Annotated in this window: 7 protein-coding genes; 3 read left to right on the top strand and 4 right to left on the bottom strand. The window is 55.2% G+C overall.

Translation table 11 applies throughout. The features are described from left to right. The first annotated feature begins 6 nt into the window (after nt 1-6). Nucleotides 7-6,015: a family 16 glycosylhydrolase gene (locus AC0L7R_RS18860; protein ID WP_473660862.1), complete on the top strand. Its 6,009-nt coding sequence runs from the start codon at nt 7-9 to the stop codon at nt 6,013-6,015. Here the strand turns inward: AC0L7R_RS18860 and AC0L7R_RS18855 are convergent. The 4 genes from AC0L7R_RS18855 to AC0L7R_RS18840 all read right to left on the bottom strand — a co-directional run bounded on the left by AC0L7R_RS18855 (nt 6,012) and on the right by AC0L7R_RS18840 (nt 9,936). Continuing rightward, the gene (locus tag AC0L7R_RS18855) at nt 6,012-6,932 is read right to left on the bottom strand and encodes a sulfotransferase (protein WP_473660860.1); all 921 of its coding nucleotides are present in this window, start codon (nt 6,930-6,932) and stop codon (nt 6,012-6,014) included. The genes AC0L7R_RS18860 and AC0L7R_RS18855 overlap by 4 nt on opposite strands. Before the next feature lie 78 nt (nt 6,933-7,010). Continuing rightward, nucleotides 7,011-8,156, bottom strand: a complete 1,146-nt coding sequence (locus AC0L7R_RS18850) for a glycosyltransferase family protein (RefSeq protein WP_473660858.1) — start codon at nt 8,154-8,156, stop codon at nt 7,011-7,013. 3 nt (nt 8,157-8,159) lie between these two features. Next, nucleotides 8,160-9,122, bottom strand: coding sequence for a glycosyltransferase (locus tag AC0L7R_RS18845; RefSeq protein WP_473660856.1), 963 nt, complete (start codon nt 9,120-9,122; stop codon nt 8,160-8,162). Then, complete coding sequence (locus AC0L7R_RS18840; protein WP_473660854.1) at nt 9,115-9,936, bottom strand: family 16 glycosylhydrolase; 822 nt, start codon at nt 9,934-9,936, stop codon at nt 9,115-9,117. The genes AC0L7R_RS18845 and AC0L7R_RS18840 overlap by 8 nt, the downstream gene beginning before the upstream one ends. A gap of 62 nt (nt 9,937-9,998) precedes the next feature. On the opposite strand from AC0L7R_RS18840, the gene AC0L7R_RS18835 reads away from it, so the two are divergent. Together AC0L7R_RS18835 and AC0L7R_RS18830 are read left to right on the top strand one after the other, a co-directional pair. Continuing rightward, nucleotides 9,999-10,943 carry a glycosyltransferase gene (locus AC0L7R_RS18835; protein WP_473660852.1) on the top strand — a complete coding sequence of 315 codons (945 nt, stop codon included), beginning with the start codon at nt 9,999-10,001 and terminating at the stop codon, nt 10,941-10,943. Nucleotides 10,944-11,485: 542 nt separating this feature from the next. Then, on the top strand, nt 11,486-15,466 hold the full coding sequence (locus AC0L7R_RS18830; RefSeq protein ID WP_473660850.1) for a type I secretion C-terminal target domain-containing protein: 3,981 nt from the start codon (nt 11,486-11,488) through the stop codon (nt 15,464-15,466). The last annotated feature ends 115 nt before the right edge of the window (nt 15,467-15,581 follow it).

Here is a 15,581-nt window from a genome sequence, read left to right as displayed (position 1 = left end):
TAAGTTGTGTTCATAGACACTCTAGATTCGCTGGATTCCAATTTTTGGTCCGTTTCCGACTTTTCTGTCGATGCCAGCTGGAACCACACTGCATGGAATGCCGATTACTTACAGCTGTCCCAAGGTGAAGTGAGCCTGAATTTCGACGGAGCCGATTCCGGTACAAAAGATTTTACCGGAGCCGAGTTGCAATCGCAGCAATTCTTTGGCTACGGCTCTTATGAAATTGTCATGGCACCATCGGATACCTCCGGCGTCGTGTCGTCTTTTTTTCTATATAACAATACGTTCTTCGGCGGTTCACAGCACAACGAAATCGACATTGAATTCTTGGGTGATGACACGACGCAAATTCACCTCAACTATTACTACGATGATCAACGTCTCGGCGCGACACAGACTGTTGTCGTCGACCTAGGGTTTGATGCGGCGGCTGAACTCCATGCATATCGTATTGATTGGATGCCCGACGGCATCTCTTGGTACGTCGATGATGCGCTGATTTTCAATGTTGCGGCGGCGACTGCGCCTGTCCCAATTCCAGATGAAGGCATGAAAATGTTCATGAACATCTGGAGCGGCGGTGCCGATTTGGAAAATTGGCACGGGCCTGTTGCACCAGACGCTACCGGGACGGCACGCTACGATTCCGTCAGTTATACGCCTGTTTTGGCCCCGGTTGAGGGTACTGAAGGAAAAGATCGACTGAAAGCCGTTCCGTTTATGCCTACGATCATGCACGGCTATGGCGGTGACGATGGATTGCAGGGCGGAGACACCGACGACTTCGTCTATGGCGGTACAGGCCGCGACTGGATCATGGGGCATGGCGGAAATGACGTGCTGGACGGCGGTGAGGGCCAAGATGTTCTTGGTGGTGGTACAGGTGCGGATGTTTTTCAGTGGGACGTCGCTTCGCTTGGGGACTGGCGGGACCGCATCGATGATTTCACCCCATCTGAAGGTGATGTGATCGATATCTCTGCGATTTCCGCAGCTTACGGCTGGGATGCTGCGGCCGCAGAAGCTGCGATTACGGTTTTGGTCAGCTCGCGCGGGACCAAAATCAATATTGAAGTGCCTGACATGGGATTGCTCCCGCTTGTAGAACTACGCGATGTTACGCCGGCTGAGATTTCGGTTGCGGCGGGGACGTTGCGGTTGGTGGCGGGGCCTCCTCCGGGATCTGCGGATGACGATGGGAACATGGCGCTGGCTCTGGGTGCTGGCATGACCGATGCCACAATTGCACCGGGCGAAGAGACCGCCGTGACGCTTGATCTGACCGGTCTGGATGCAGATGCCACCGCAACGGTAACGATCCTTGACGGGGCGGGCGGGTCTGTTTCAGCCCCGTTGGCCGCAGACGGCACAGCCACGCTCGACGTCAGTGCACTGGCCGACGGCACAGCCACAACCCGCGTCACCGCAACAGACGCAGAAGGCAACACAACAACACTCAACGGGCCTGCTTTGCTGCTTGATTTTGCACCGGATACATCTGCGGATGAAGACGGCAATCTTGGGATCACGGCACCCGATCTGGCGATTGATGCCACCGAAGTTGCAGCTGTGACGCTGACAGCCACAGGTCTGGACGCTGATGCAACGGCTGTGATCACGGTTACCGATGGCGTGACGAGCGTGGTGTCGGGCGTGCTGACCCCCGGCGCTGCGTCAACCGTGCTGGACCTGTCGGGCCTGACCGACGGGCCACTGACCACGTCCATCACTGCCACAGATACCAGTAGCAACGTGACGCCAGCCATTGCTGGTCCGACGTTGACGCTCGACACCGTTTCCGATCCCGTGCCGCAAAACGCGATCACCGGCACGGCCGGCGATGACTGGTTGAACGGCACCTCGGGCGACGACCTGATCTTGGGCGGCGACGGACGTGACCGGCTGCGCGGCGAAGGCGGCAATGACACGATTGAAGGCGGCGCGGGCAAGGACAACCTTGGCGGCGGCACAGGCGCAGACATCTTTGCCTACGCACCGGACGCGCTGATCGGCGGGCGGGACCGTATCGAAGATTTCACCCCCGGCGAGGGCGATGTCATCGACCTGTCTGCAATTTCCGCAGCTTATGGCTGGGACGCGGCCGCCGCAGAGGCTGCGGTTTCGGTGATCGACAGCTATCTAGGTGTGATCATCGCGGTGAATGTACCCGGCACCGGTGAAGTGGGCGTGGCCGAACTACGCGATGTTACGCCGGCTGAGATTTCGGTTGCAGCGGGGACGTTGCGGTTGGTGGCGGGGCCTCCTCCGGGATCTGCGGATGACGATGGGAACATGGCGCTGGCTCTGGGTGCTGGCATGACCGATGCCACAATTGCACCGGGCGAAGAGACCGCCGTGACGCTTGATCTGACCGGTCTGGATGCAGATGCCACCGCAACGGTAACGATCCTTGACGGGGCGGGCGGGTCTGTTTCAGCCCCGTTGGCCGCAGACGGCACAGCCACGCTCGACGTCAGTGCACTGGCCGACGGCACAGCCACAACCCGCGTCACCGCAACAGACGCAGAAGGCAACACAACAACACTCAACGGGCCTGCTTTGCTGCTTGATTTTGCACCGGATACATCTGCGGATGAAGACGGCAATCTTGGGATCACGGCACCCGATCTGGCGATTGATGCCACCGAAGTTGCAGCTGTGACGCTGACAGCCACAGGTCTGGACGCTGATGCAACGGCTGTGATCACGGTTACCGATGGCGTGACGAGCGTGGTGTCGGGCGTGCTGACCCCCGGCGCTGCGTCAACCGTGCTGGACCTGTCGGGCCTGACCGACGGGCCACTGACCACGTCCATCACTGCCACAGATACCAGTAGCAACGTGACGCCAGCCATTGCTGGTCCGACGTTGACGCTCGACACCGTTTCCGATCCCGTGCCGCAAAACGCGATCACCGGCACGGCCGGCGATGACTGGTTGAACGGCACCTCGGGCGACGACCTGATCTTAGGCGGCGACGGACGTGACCGGCTGCGCGGCGAAGGCGGCAATGACACGATTGAAGGCGGCGCGGGCAAGGACAACCTTGGCGGCGGCACAGGCGCAGACATCTTTGCCTACGCACCGGACGCGCTGATCGGCGGGCGGGACCGTATCGAAGATTTCACCCCCGGCGAGGGCGATGTCATCGACCTGTCTGCAATTTCCGCAGCTTATGGCTGGGACGCGGCCGCCGCAGAGGCTGCGGTTTCGGTGATCGACAGCTATCTAGGTGTGATCATCGCGGTGAATGTACCCGGCACCGGTGAAGTGGGCGTGGCCGAACTACGCGATGTTACGCCGGCTGAGATTTCGGTTGCAGCGGGGACGTTGCGGTTGGTGGCGGGGCCTCCTCCGGGATCTGCGGATGACGATGGGAACATGGCGCTGGCTTTGGGTGCTGGCATGACCGATGCCACAATTGCACCGGGCGAAGAGACCGCCGTGACGCTTGATCTGACCGGTCTGGATGCAGATGCCACCGCAACGGTAACGATCCTTGACGGGGCGGGCGGGTCTGTTTCAGCCCCGCTGGCCGCAGACGGCACAGCCACGCTCGACGTCAGTGCACTGGCCGACGGCACAGCCACAACCCGCGTCACCGCAACAGACGCAGAAGGCAACACAACAACACTCAACGGGCCTGCTTTGCTGCTTGATTTTGCACCGGATACATCTGCGGATGAAGACGGCAATCTTGGGATCACGGCACCCGATCTGGCGATTGATGCCACCGAAGTTGCAGCTGTGACGCTGACAGCCACAGGTCTGGACGCTGATGCAACGGCTGTGATCACGGTTACCGATGGCGTGACGAGCGTGGTGTCGGGCGTGCTGACCCCCGGCGCTGCGTCAACCGTGCTGGACCTGTCGGGCCTGACCGACGGGCCACTGACCACGTCCATCACTGCCACAGATACCAGTAGCAACGTGACGCCAGCCATTGCTGGTCCGACGTTGACGCTCGACACCGTTTCCGATCCCGTGCCGCAAAACGCGATCACCGGCACGGCCGGCGATGACTGGTTGAACGGCACCTCGGGCGACGACCTGATCTTGGGCGGCGACGGACGTGACCGGCTGCGCGGCGAAGGCGGCAATGACACGATTGAAGGCGGCGCGGGCAAGGACAACCTTGGCGGCGGCACAGGCGCAGACATCTTTGCCTACGCACCGGACGCGCTGATCGGCGGGCGGGACCGTATCGAAGATTTCACCCCCGGCGAGGGCGATGTCATCGACCTGTCTGCAATTTCCGCAGCTTATGGCTGGGACGCGGCCGCCGCAGAGGCTGCGGTTTCGGTGATCGACAGCTATCTAGGTGTGATCATCGCGGTGAATGTACCCGGCACCGGTGAAGTGGGCGTGGCCGAACTACGCGATGTTACGCCGGCTGAGATTTCGGTTGCAGCGGGGACGTTGCGGTTGGTGGCGGGGCCTCCTCCGGGATCTGCGGATGACGATGGGAACATGGCGCTGGCTTTGGGTGCTGGCATGACCGATGCCACAATTGCACCGGGCGAAGAGACCGCCGTGACGCTTGATCTGACCGGTCTGGATGCAGATGCCACCGCAACGGTAACGATCCTTGACGGGGCGGGCGGGTCTGTTTCAGCCCCGCTGGCCGCAGACGGCACAGCCACGCTCGACGTCAGTGCACTGGCCGACGGCACAGCCACAACCCGCGTCACCGCAACAGACGCAGAAGGCAACACAACAACACTCAACGGGCCTGAATTATTCATATCAATCGCTGGATCGGACGATCAGATTTTCGCGGTCATGACTGAGGGCTTGCTGATCGATCTGGAAGCTGGCCAATATGCGTTGGCCCCGAAGGTCCTCCCAATCGGCGATTCAATTACACAAGGTGTTGTGGATGGAACCGAAGTGGCCGCAATCCGCGACGGGTATCGTGGCGATTTGCTAGATTCGATCATCGCTGCGGGCGGCTGGGTCGATTACGTCGGTGTTTTCAACAACGGTCCTGACACAATGCTAGATCGCGATCACAGTGGTGAACCGTCTGTCGCGTTGCGTCAAATCGTTGGCAGCGGGAAGGATTCTGACCTGTCAGATAATCTTGCAGCGCTTGCGCCTGATCTAACGCTTTTGATGGCGGGTACGAATGATATCGAATTCCGCTCTGGAAACTTCTTTCCGATACATCTGCCTAACATTGTTAACAATATCGACAAAGCCGTTACGCAGTTTTACCAGCAGCCCGATTCAGCGGAGAAGTATCTAGTGATATCGACGATTGCGCCAAAACTGACCCATGATGTGCCAATGGAATATGCACATTTTGTCAACGAAGGTTATAGTATCGTTGATGGTGAAGAGGTGGTCGGCGATGTCGGCAATGGCACCTATGTGAGTGGTTTGCGTGCAAAGGTTGAAGATCTTCAAGCGACTCACGCGACGCTTCTTCTTTTCGACAATCCTCATGCCCAGGTCCCGTCTACACCGGCTGAAGGCACTGATCATTTGTCGGTCGACGATGTTCATTATTCGGACGCCGCATATACTGAATATGCAAGCGATCTCTTTGCCTTTGTTGAAGCTGAAACCGGATTATTTAGCGGCACAGGCCTTGACTGGCAGGGGACACCATCCGGATTGGTAGATGTGATCGGCGGGCGCGCGGGCGATCGGATTTCAGGAACATCTGGTGACAATATCATCGACGGTGCCGCCGGATCGGACTTGATCGAGGGTCGTGGAGGTGCGGACACGTTTGTGTTCAATATCGATACTATCGAAGCGGGCGTAACTGATCGAATCCTCGATTTTTCCGCGCTTGAGGGCGACAAGTTGGATGTCAGTGGGATTTCGCAGCACTTTGGTTGGACAACCGAAAGTACAGCTGAGCTCGGTTACAATCTCAACGGGATCGATAGCGGTGTCGAATTGCGTTTGACCGATCCGGACGGTGTTGATTTCGTTCTGGCGCATCTGCAAGGTCTGGCGCTTTCCGATGTTTCGGAAGCAACGGACATCCTGTTCGTCTAGGTATCGTCGTTTTTGTAATTTAAGGCGCGCATCATTTGCCAAAAATCCTTCGGTAAGGCGGACAATTCCGCCTGCCCAAGTTGATCGCGCCATCGACCAGCAGATGCGGCCGAGATTGGTTTGCGCACTTTCTCGTGGTGGCGTCGTTGTTCGACATCACCCATAGGACCGGGCAGGGCTGTGAGCATATCGGGGGTAAATGCGAGATCAGCCCATGCAAAGATTTCAGCGAATTCTTTTTCTGGGCGAGACACAAGGTTTTCATAAGTCTGCTGCCGGACGTCGAGACCGCGCTTAGCAAATGCCATGCAAGCTGCATTTGCATTTGTCCATCGGTCAGCAGCCGTCGCCAAGCTGGGATACAGGTCCGCCTCAACATATGACAGCGCCACATCGCGTCCGTCCCGGACCAGCCAAAGAAATTTGGCGTTGGGATAAAGCGCAGCAATCGCTGGCAAGTGATGCGTGTTATAGGGGGTCTTATCGCCCCAGCGGTCAGTCGAGATACCCTGTGCGTTGCTAAGGAAGCGATAGAAGGCGTTGATCAGATTGCGAAGATTTCGGTCGTTTCTTGGCAGTGCAGACGCTTGTGCTGCGAATTCATTGAGATTGACGAGGCCAAAAGTCGAAAATTCCGGATGTTTTTCGAAATAGGCGCAAAACAACCAAACACGTTCACGCCATGGTAACACCGTCGTGCGCGGCCAGATTTCGATGACTTCGCCCAATACATATGTCTCGGGCGGAATATAAATTGCACCGGAAGCCATCAGCACACGACGCACGAGCGTATTTCCCGACCGACCAGATCCAATAATAAAAATTGGCGGGGGGGCATTCGATAGTGGGCGCTGCAGACGCAGCGTAGCAAGACTGGCGGCGATCATCAGACGTTTGCGGCGGCTTTTCATCTGCATGGCACGTTCCGTTCGTAGATTTGGTAGATCGCATTTGGAGCGTCGATGTGTGAAGCAAACCTAACCATAGCCGTCATGTTAAGCACCGCGCCAATCTCGGCGGTAGAGGCCTGCAAGTTTGCGCAAAACACGCGAAACAGAGGTGTCCGCACCGCGACGCGATACTGTGCCTGGATCCTTCGCTAAACGATCAAGACGCGGTCCAATACTATCAAGACTATAACGCGCGCGCATTTCATCCGCCGCCGTTTTCGCACGTTGGCGGGCCTGCACTGGGTTAGCGCACAATTGTGCTAGAACTTTTGCGACATCACTAGGTTCGCAGTAATCGAAAACGTCGCCAAAGTTTGTACGAAGTCGTGGATCGAGCAAGCAATAGCGACCGGTCAGCGCAGCTTCGGCGACGGTTCGTCCGAACGCCTCAACCAAATCCGGGTGATAGTGATAAATGAAGACATCGAGACTATGCAGAAATGCAAGAGGGGTTTCTGCCCCAAAGGCTAGGATGTCCCATTGTGACAGGTCAGCGTTCAGGTTTTCCAGGTCGGATTGCGGACAGCCCAATACCCGCACTTCGATGTCAGGACTGACGGGTAACGCCGCCATGATCTCTTTGCCAGATTTCGGCCATTTCAGCGCGTCAACTCGCCCGTGGCGCCCGATTGTGATCGAGGTGTCTGATAGGATTTCTGGCCCGATCGGCCACGCATCGGTGTCAAAAACGTTTGGCCAATCCTCACTCGTCAGCCGCACTATTGGCGCAAATGACTGCAATTGCCGCCGCACAGCACCAGATACGGGCGCGATACGTGCGTTAAGGCCTAGACGGGTCTTTATTTTGCGCAAAGTCGCGATCGGATCATATTCCAATGACCCGTCTGCCCGAAATGGCGCGTGGTGCGCGACAAGCATAGCGCAATCAGCTGTAAGCATCGATCGTTCTTCAATCCCGCGGAAAAACACCAAAGGATGATGCAGAAAAGCGATGTCTGCATGCGCGGGCGTTCCCGGGGAAAGCAAGGTGACGCCCGGCAAATCAGCCAGCGCCAGCGCGTCAGGATTGGCCGGATCGCGGCTATCATGCAAATAAGCAGATCTTACAAACAGCAGCCCGACCTTAAGTCCAAGGGCCGAAAATCCAGCCACGTCGGTTGCCATTGCGGCCGTCGTGCCGCCCTGAAACCTTGCATCGCCTACGACGAGGATATCAAACCGTTTCGCCATACCTTAGCCGCCCCGCAGGCGGCGGCCTAACCGTCGCATGCTTTCAGCGCCCAGTTTGCGCGAAAGGGACAACGCGACCGGAACAGGCGCACGAAAACAATTGATCGCTTCCAGCGGTTGCCGTTCGCGAACCGCGTCAATCAGACGCCGCCAGACCCATTTTTTATGATGCTCCAACTTATGATCAAGCAAAGCACGGCGCGTCTCTTCAGTCAGATTTGGCAAAGCGAGCATTCGGTCATCGGCGGCCATCAGATCCGCATGCACAAATGTCGGATGGGTGCCTGACAATGAATCGTCGTGGATAAAGGCGATATAGCCGCAGGGATCACACAACCCAAATCGCGCCCCGCATATCAATGCGCGCGCGTAAAGGTCATAATCTTCCCCCAACCGGAGAGGGCCGTACTGCAATTTGTGCCGATCCAAAAAGTTGCGCCGCATTATGGGTTTCAGAAATCCCATCTCGCGACGTTCCCCGCGCCCGCTGGCGAGATTGGAGCGGATAAAGTGCGCGGCATCGATGTGGCGTAGTCCAATCGTTGTATCCGACCAGACCCGTGTGCGATGCATAGCGTCCTGACCAGGATAGCATTTTTCAATGTCGTCGGCCAAGAAATCCAGGTTTTCGTCTGTTGCCCGCTTCACGAGTTTCGCGATCCGGTCCGCGGCCATGATGTCATCCGCGTCCAGCACCGAAACCCAAGGCGCTGTGCTGTTGGAAAGGGCGAGGTTTCGTGCCTCCGCCGGACCTGTGTTCACAGCTTGCCGCAGCAAGCGCAGGTTAGGCACGTTATCAGCAGCCGTGAGAACCAACTGCGCAGTTGAGTCTTTGGACGCATCGTCAACGACGACGACCTCTACCGCTGCCGTTTGATCGAGCGCACTGGCAACGGCGGCATTTATAGTTTTTTCGGCGTTGAACGCAGAAATGATGATGGTCGCAACGAAATTTTGCTCATTCAATTGAAAAAGTATCCGAACACTGCGGTGTCTTCACACCTGAGGGTTGGTAAGAAACACAGTAATATTGTGCCTCAGCTTGCGTATCGGCTGGGGCTTCACCGGACCAATTACGTTGGCTCGGACCGCCAGCCCAAATGTTCATATAAATCTTGCCCGCATGATGTGGGGCAGGTGGGTTCTGGGAATTGACGCGAAAAACCTCCTTACCATCGACAAACCACACGATGCGGTCGGCAGTCCAATCAAAAGCGTAAAGATGTGCGGCATCTGCAGCGTCAAACCCAAGCTCTAGCCATTTCCCAGGGAGTTTCTTGCCGTCAGAATAAGCCAGAACCCACATCCGTGTCGTATCGCGGCCAAGAAATTCGATGTCGATCTCGTCGTGGGGATCATCGAAATGAGGGCCAGTATAGGTAAAAAACGACGATATCACGCCGTGTGCAGGCGATGGTCGCATGACGACTTCGTAGCGGCCAAAACCGTGGACATCATTGCTTTGTACTTCAGCCCCCAAAAAGGACTTCTGCGTGCTGTCATCAGCGACAGGTGCAAGGTGTAGCGTCAGTACGTCTTGTGCGAAAACAGCGTTTTCCGCACGCCATGCTGTACCAATCCAGTTGCGTTGGATCTCAAAATCCGAGCGATACCAATCGTCGTCCTGGTAGGGCGAGGGCACGTTGCTATCGGCGTCTATGGTTTGCAAATTAGCGGAGCGCCAAAATAGTGAATTAGCATTCGCGACTTCTGTCGTATCGGCATGAAGGCTTTCAACGCTACCGCAGCAAACAAGCAGAAGACTTACCATGAACTTCATGTCACCCATCCCGGTGTACACTGACGTTTACACGTCCACGAAGACAAGTGTAGGACTGAAACATGATTCAAGCAACTGTCATCATTGCGGCATGGAACAGTGAAGATAGCCTTTGTGCGAGTGTCGAAAGCGCTTTAGCACAAACAGAAGTGTCACTTGAGGTCATCGTGGTTGATGACTGTTCGACGGACAAAACCCTCATTGTTGCGCAGGACTTGGCCCTTGCCCATCCGCAAGTGCGCGTGCTGTCACAACAGCGCAATGGCGGACCGGCAGTGGCGCGCAATGCCGCTCTTGCAGAGGCGAAAGGTGAATGGGTCGCAGTTTTGGATGCCGACGATACTTTCGTTTCCGGCAGGCTTGCCGCGATGATCGATTTTGCCGACAGTGTTGACGCCGATATTGTCTGTGACGGGATAATGACCCGCGATGCGGCGAATGATTTCCACCAAACTGCAACGCTGGCCTTTGCAGGGGACCCGCAAAACGACAATTGGACCGTTGCTGAATATATCGCGGGTAACATGCACGGCACGCCCGGCTTAAGCTTGGGATACCTCAAGCCGGTGATGCGCCGTTCGTTCATCACGAAGCATAGGTTGCGCTACGACGAAAATCTTCGCAATGGCGAAGACTTTCATTTTATCCTTGATGCATTGACGAATGGCGCGGCGATACGTTTTCGCGCCGAACCCGGGTACGTCTATTCCGTCGGACACGAGTCTATCTCACGCCGACTGAATGCGGATCATGCCACGGCGCTGGCCCGCGCCGATTTGGCGTTCGCTGCGCGACATGCTGAAGACCTTGACCCTCATTGCATAGCGATGATGCAAAAGCGGGCGCAAAGTACCCTAGACCTTTCAAGTGCGGAACAGGCGCTGGCGGCCTTACGTGATCGTCGTCCTTTGAGGGCAGCAAGAGTGCTTTGGCGACGGCCGCGTGCAACTGGAAGGTTTCTTCGGCAACTTGCGCAAGCCGTGACGAATCGTTTGCGTCGCCGATGAAAGACACATTTCAGGGTCGTTTCTCACTGCAAATCGCTCTGTAAGATTCATCGAAAATACTTAAAACCGCCCATTCGCCCATAAGCTGACTTTACGTCAGAAGCACAACTTTGCCTAAAAATGAGCATGAACACGCCTCACTTCCTCTCAATTTAGGCAGCAATTCTCTCACTATTAGCTCAACCGCAGGCAACCTGTTCCAAGGCGTTGTCTAACTTTTACCGCTGGGTTAGCCAGCCCCTGGCCTGAAAGAGGTCCGAGAGAAGCAGTAAGACCGATTTAATCATTTTGCTCTAATCGACGTGGCGATTGCCGTGTCGTGAATTCATCAGGTGGCATTGATGGCCTGTCGCGGGCGTCAGTCAATGCTGCAGAGCTGTTTGTAGTACGCGTTCCTAAACAGTGAAAATCGCCGATCCGGGCGCCGGAAACACTTCGACAGCAAACACAGGTTTGCAAGTTTTTGCCGCGCCACCGGACACTATGAATTTGCTAGCTCCGCGCGAGAAAAACCGCGGTAGCTCGATAGGAGAAACGAAACGATGGAAATGAACCATGAAGCGGACGCGATGCATGAAATGCACGCGATGCAGGCAAACGGCTTGCTCGCGCCGGAAAATGCAACGCACACCGCCATTAGCTCAGGTGACTGGACAGACCCAGCGACCTGGAGCGGCGGCCGCGTACCGGGTGCAGAAGCCCGCGTTTACATTCCCGCCGACTTAGAAATCACTTACAACGCACGTTCGGACGATCCGCTAGATACCATACGTGTGGACGGTACGTTGTCTTGGGCAAAGACACAAGATACTAAAATGGTTGTAGAAACCATCGTTACGGGGCACGGATCTCGCTTCGAAATTGGGACCGAAGACAGCCCTGTCATGCCGGGTGTCGATGCTGTCGTCATTTTCCGTGATACGCCGATTGATGTGGCATCTGATCCGGGTCAGCTTGGCCACGGGCTTGTGGCTTTCGGTGAGGTAGACATCTACGGCGCCAGTAAGGAAAGCTATCTGACGATGGATGGTGTTTCCGCTGGATCAACGTCTGTCACAGTGACCGGTGACACAACGAACTGGAACGTCGGCGACACGCTGCTGTTCGTTGGGACGTCTTACGAAGGTATCAACAACTGGACCGACAAAGTTCTCCAAACCCAAGACGAAGAGCGTGTCATCACCGCGATCAACGGCAACACGATCACGTTCGATAGCCCGCTTTCCCATGATCATATGCCACCTGATGGCTACGCTGATCTCGACACTTATGTCGCAAACTTGTCCCGTAATATTGTGTTCGCGTCCGAGAACCCTGAGGGCGTTCGCGGCCATATGATGATGCACAACGGGGACACGGACGGGCCGGATGATGTCGCGAACATCGTCGCATACGCAGAATTCCGTGACATGGGGCGTACCGATTTCTCCATCGATAACGATGATAGTAACCCATTGGGCCGTTATTCAATTCACTTGCACCAGATAGGTGCGGGTGCAGGAGAACCCGTCTCTGAGATCATTGGCAATTCGGTCAACGGTGGTAAGGGTTGGGGCATCACCCAGCATGAATCAAATGCGATCATCGACAGCAACGTCGTTTATGATCTTTTTGGCGCGGGCATTGTGTCTGAAACCGGCAATGAACAGGGCATCTGGGCCAACAATCTTGTATCGAAGGTCGTAGGTCACAACGAACGCGGCAAGGACAACCAGGATGGTCTAGGTTACGAGAACAATTCTCGCGTTATCGAACAATACGATAACATCGCCGCGAACGTAAAAGTCGGGTGGAGTTTCATCGGACGCGAAATTTTTGATGTTGGCACCAGTTCGGGTGACGGCATGCATCGCAAGATGTTCGAACGGGATGAAGTCCAATTTGACCCGTCTCCTTTTGATGTTGCTCTCGACCACCAAGAACCAGCGATTACAAGCTTTTCGGGCAACACAGTCCTTGCTGCTGAAACCGGTATCCGCATTTATCACCGCGCTTTTTCCCACGATAGTGACCTGCAAAGCGTCATTGACGATTTCACTGCTTGGGAAATGTCTGGCACCGCGTTCGATATGATGAATTACACGTCGAATTACCTGCTAAAGGATTCACTGCTTATTGGGGCTGATGGCGCCAAGACTGCATTCGTGACAGGCGTGAAAACGTCGGCGGGCATTATGAATAACGTCGAAGTGGCCAACTATAGCACTGTCTACGGTGTGCAAGGTCTGGCCCATGAAGGCATGATGATTGATGTCACTACCAAAAATGTCGACAAGCTTATCTCGACGAGCCATCTAACGGATATCGGTGACCAATATACCAAGCCGATTATCGTCGATAGTAGTGACATCACGCCAATCGATCACGTGACTTTCACCCCGTATTCAAGCGCCGATCTGACAGTCACACCAGACGATCTAAGCCTGAGCATTCATGGTACGACGCGCGATAGCCTTGGCACACGTGTCTTCAACGAATACTTTGAATTGCCCTATTATCGGCAGATTTCGGGTATCGATGCCGAACTCGACGGTGGCAACAAGACCTATCATTCAGAATTCACGTTGGAAGAATTCCTCGATTTGCACGGCGCGGTCCAACGCGCCGATGGCACTTGGTATTCGCCAGTGGTTAACTGGATCACTGACCGTCTGACAGCAGAACATCATCCCGTTGTCATCGAAATCGAACTGCGCGGTTTCGACACTAGCCTGATGGAAAAGTACAATCTTCACAACTTCGTTCCGCCGGAAATCGGCAATCCTGATTATGATATCGGGTTTGGAAGGACGGATGAACATTCAGATGCTGATCACGACGGTCACGATACTTCTGATCCAACGGATCCCGTACACGACCCTGTGGATCACACTAACGATCCTGTTGATGAACCGGTCGTTGAAGAGCCCGCTGTCGATAACGATCCTGAAGAAGAACCTACGACAGGCAATGATCCTGTAGTCGAACCGCCTGTTGAAGACCCCGCGGACACAATTAGCGAACCGGTCAACGATGTCCCAACCACGGATCCTACGTCCGACAATCCGATCATCGGTGATAAAGATGACGACTGGATGATTGGGACGCCGGAAGACGATTACATCTATGGCGATGATGGCCGTGACCGACTGCGTGGTGAAGACGGCGATGACGTGCTCGATGGTGGTGCAGGTAAAGACAATATCGGCGGCGGGTCCGGCGCGGATGTTTTTGTTTGGGGAATGGACAGTCTGGGGACCGGTCGCGACCGCATCGAAGATTTCTCGCCTGAAGACGGTGATGTCATCGATCTTACAAAAATTGTAGCAGCGCTAGGCTGGGACGAAGCAACTTTGTCGAAAGTACTGAAAGTTACAGTCAGTTTCCTTGGCACTACGATTTCGCTCAAGATTTTCGATGAGTTTGTGGCGATTGCCGAACTGCGGGACATAACACCTGATCAGATTTCTGTCTCTGCCGGCACCCTGCGACTGTTCGAAGAAGGACCCACTGGAGTGGATGACGTTTTGGAGGAGCCGGTCACGCCTATCGACGACACCCCAACAGAAATCGACACCCCTGATCCAGTCGTTGTTCAACCCGAACCCGTTGTTGTTGACGTTGCACCGACACCAGAGCCGGAAAACACGATTATGGGGTCATCCAAAGCTGACTGGATGACTGGCACTGCTGGAAATGACTTGATGATCGGGGGCGATGATAATGATCGCCTTCGCGGTGAGGACGGCAACGACATCCTTAAAGGTGGTCCAGGTTCAGACAATCTTGGCGGTGGATCAGGCGCAGATATCTTTGCTTGGGGACCAGACGACATTACTGACAAACGTGACCGGATCGAAGATTTTTCTCCTGAAGAGGGTGACGTCATTGATTTCACAGAGATTTCCAAAGCTTACGGCTGGACCGCCGCAGAGGCGGAAGCAGCTGTATCGGTCGCGGATAGTTATCTTGGCGTTATTGTCTCGATTACAATTCCTGGCAAAGGCACCGAGTCTGTTGCTGAACTGCGGAACATGACGCCCGAACAAATCTCGGTCGCAGCGGGTACGTTACGACTTGTGGCCGACGAAACTTCGTCAAACAGCATCGTTGGGACTAACCAAGCGGAAATACTCAACGGAACTCAGGCTAACGATATCGTGTTTGCTCGTGCAGGTAATGATGTTGTGAATACTGGTGATGGCGATGACGTTATCGTTGGTGGTTTGGGTGCGGACGAACTATCGGGTGGCGATGGTGCGGATACGTTCCTGTTCATGTCAGAAGATGTCGGCAATGGCCGCGATGACATTCAGGATTTTTCCGTAAACGAGGGTGATAAGCTGGACTTTTCAGATGTGTTGCTGGGTATCAGTGCAGAGATGGTGGACGATTTCATGCAATTGAATACGAGCGGCACGTCTTCTGTACTGTCGATTGATACCGACGGCGGGAAAGACAGCTTCATCGAAGTTGCAGAATTGCGCGACACCAATGGGCTGACATTGACCGATCTTATCGAGGCTGATGCTCTAGTTTTCTAAACAATTTCCTATTGATTGCGCCGGTCTCTTTCCAGAGATCGGCGTTTTTCTTTTTTATATGCACTAACGCTTTTTGATTTGCTGGATTGCCCGCAATGCGGCATGCTTAAGACGT

The sequence above is a fragment of the Yoonia sp. D2-7 genome, from assembly GCF_055809435.1.
This window is presented reverse-complemented; position numbering and strand designations above follow the sequence as displayed.

What these genes read in the sequence shown, in the direction of transcription:
- AC0L7R_RS18840 (WP_473660854.1), bottom strand. Translation starts at nt 9,936, where the DNA reads ATGAAGTTCATGGTAAGTCTTCTGCTTGTTTGCTGCGGTAGCGTTGAA.
- AC0L7R_RS18835 (WP_473660852.1), top strand. Translation starts at nt 9,999, where the DNA reads ATGATTCAAGCAACTGTCATCATTGCGGCATGGAACAGTGAAGATAGC.
- AC0L7R_RS18830 (WP_473660850.1), top strand. Translation starts at nt 11,486, where the DNA reads ATGGAAATGAACCATGAAGCGGACGCGATGCATGAAATGCACGCGATG.
- AC0L7R_RS18855 (WP_473660860.1), bottom strand. Translation starts at nt 6,932, where the DNA reads ATGCAGATGAAAAGCCGCCGCAAACGTCTGATGATCGCCGCCAGTCTT.
- AC0L7R_RS18850 (WP_473660858.1), bottom strand. Translation starts at nt 8,156, where the DNA reads ATGGCGAAACGGTTTGATATCCTCGTCGTAGGCGATGCAAGGTTTCAG.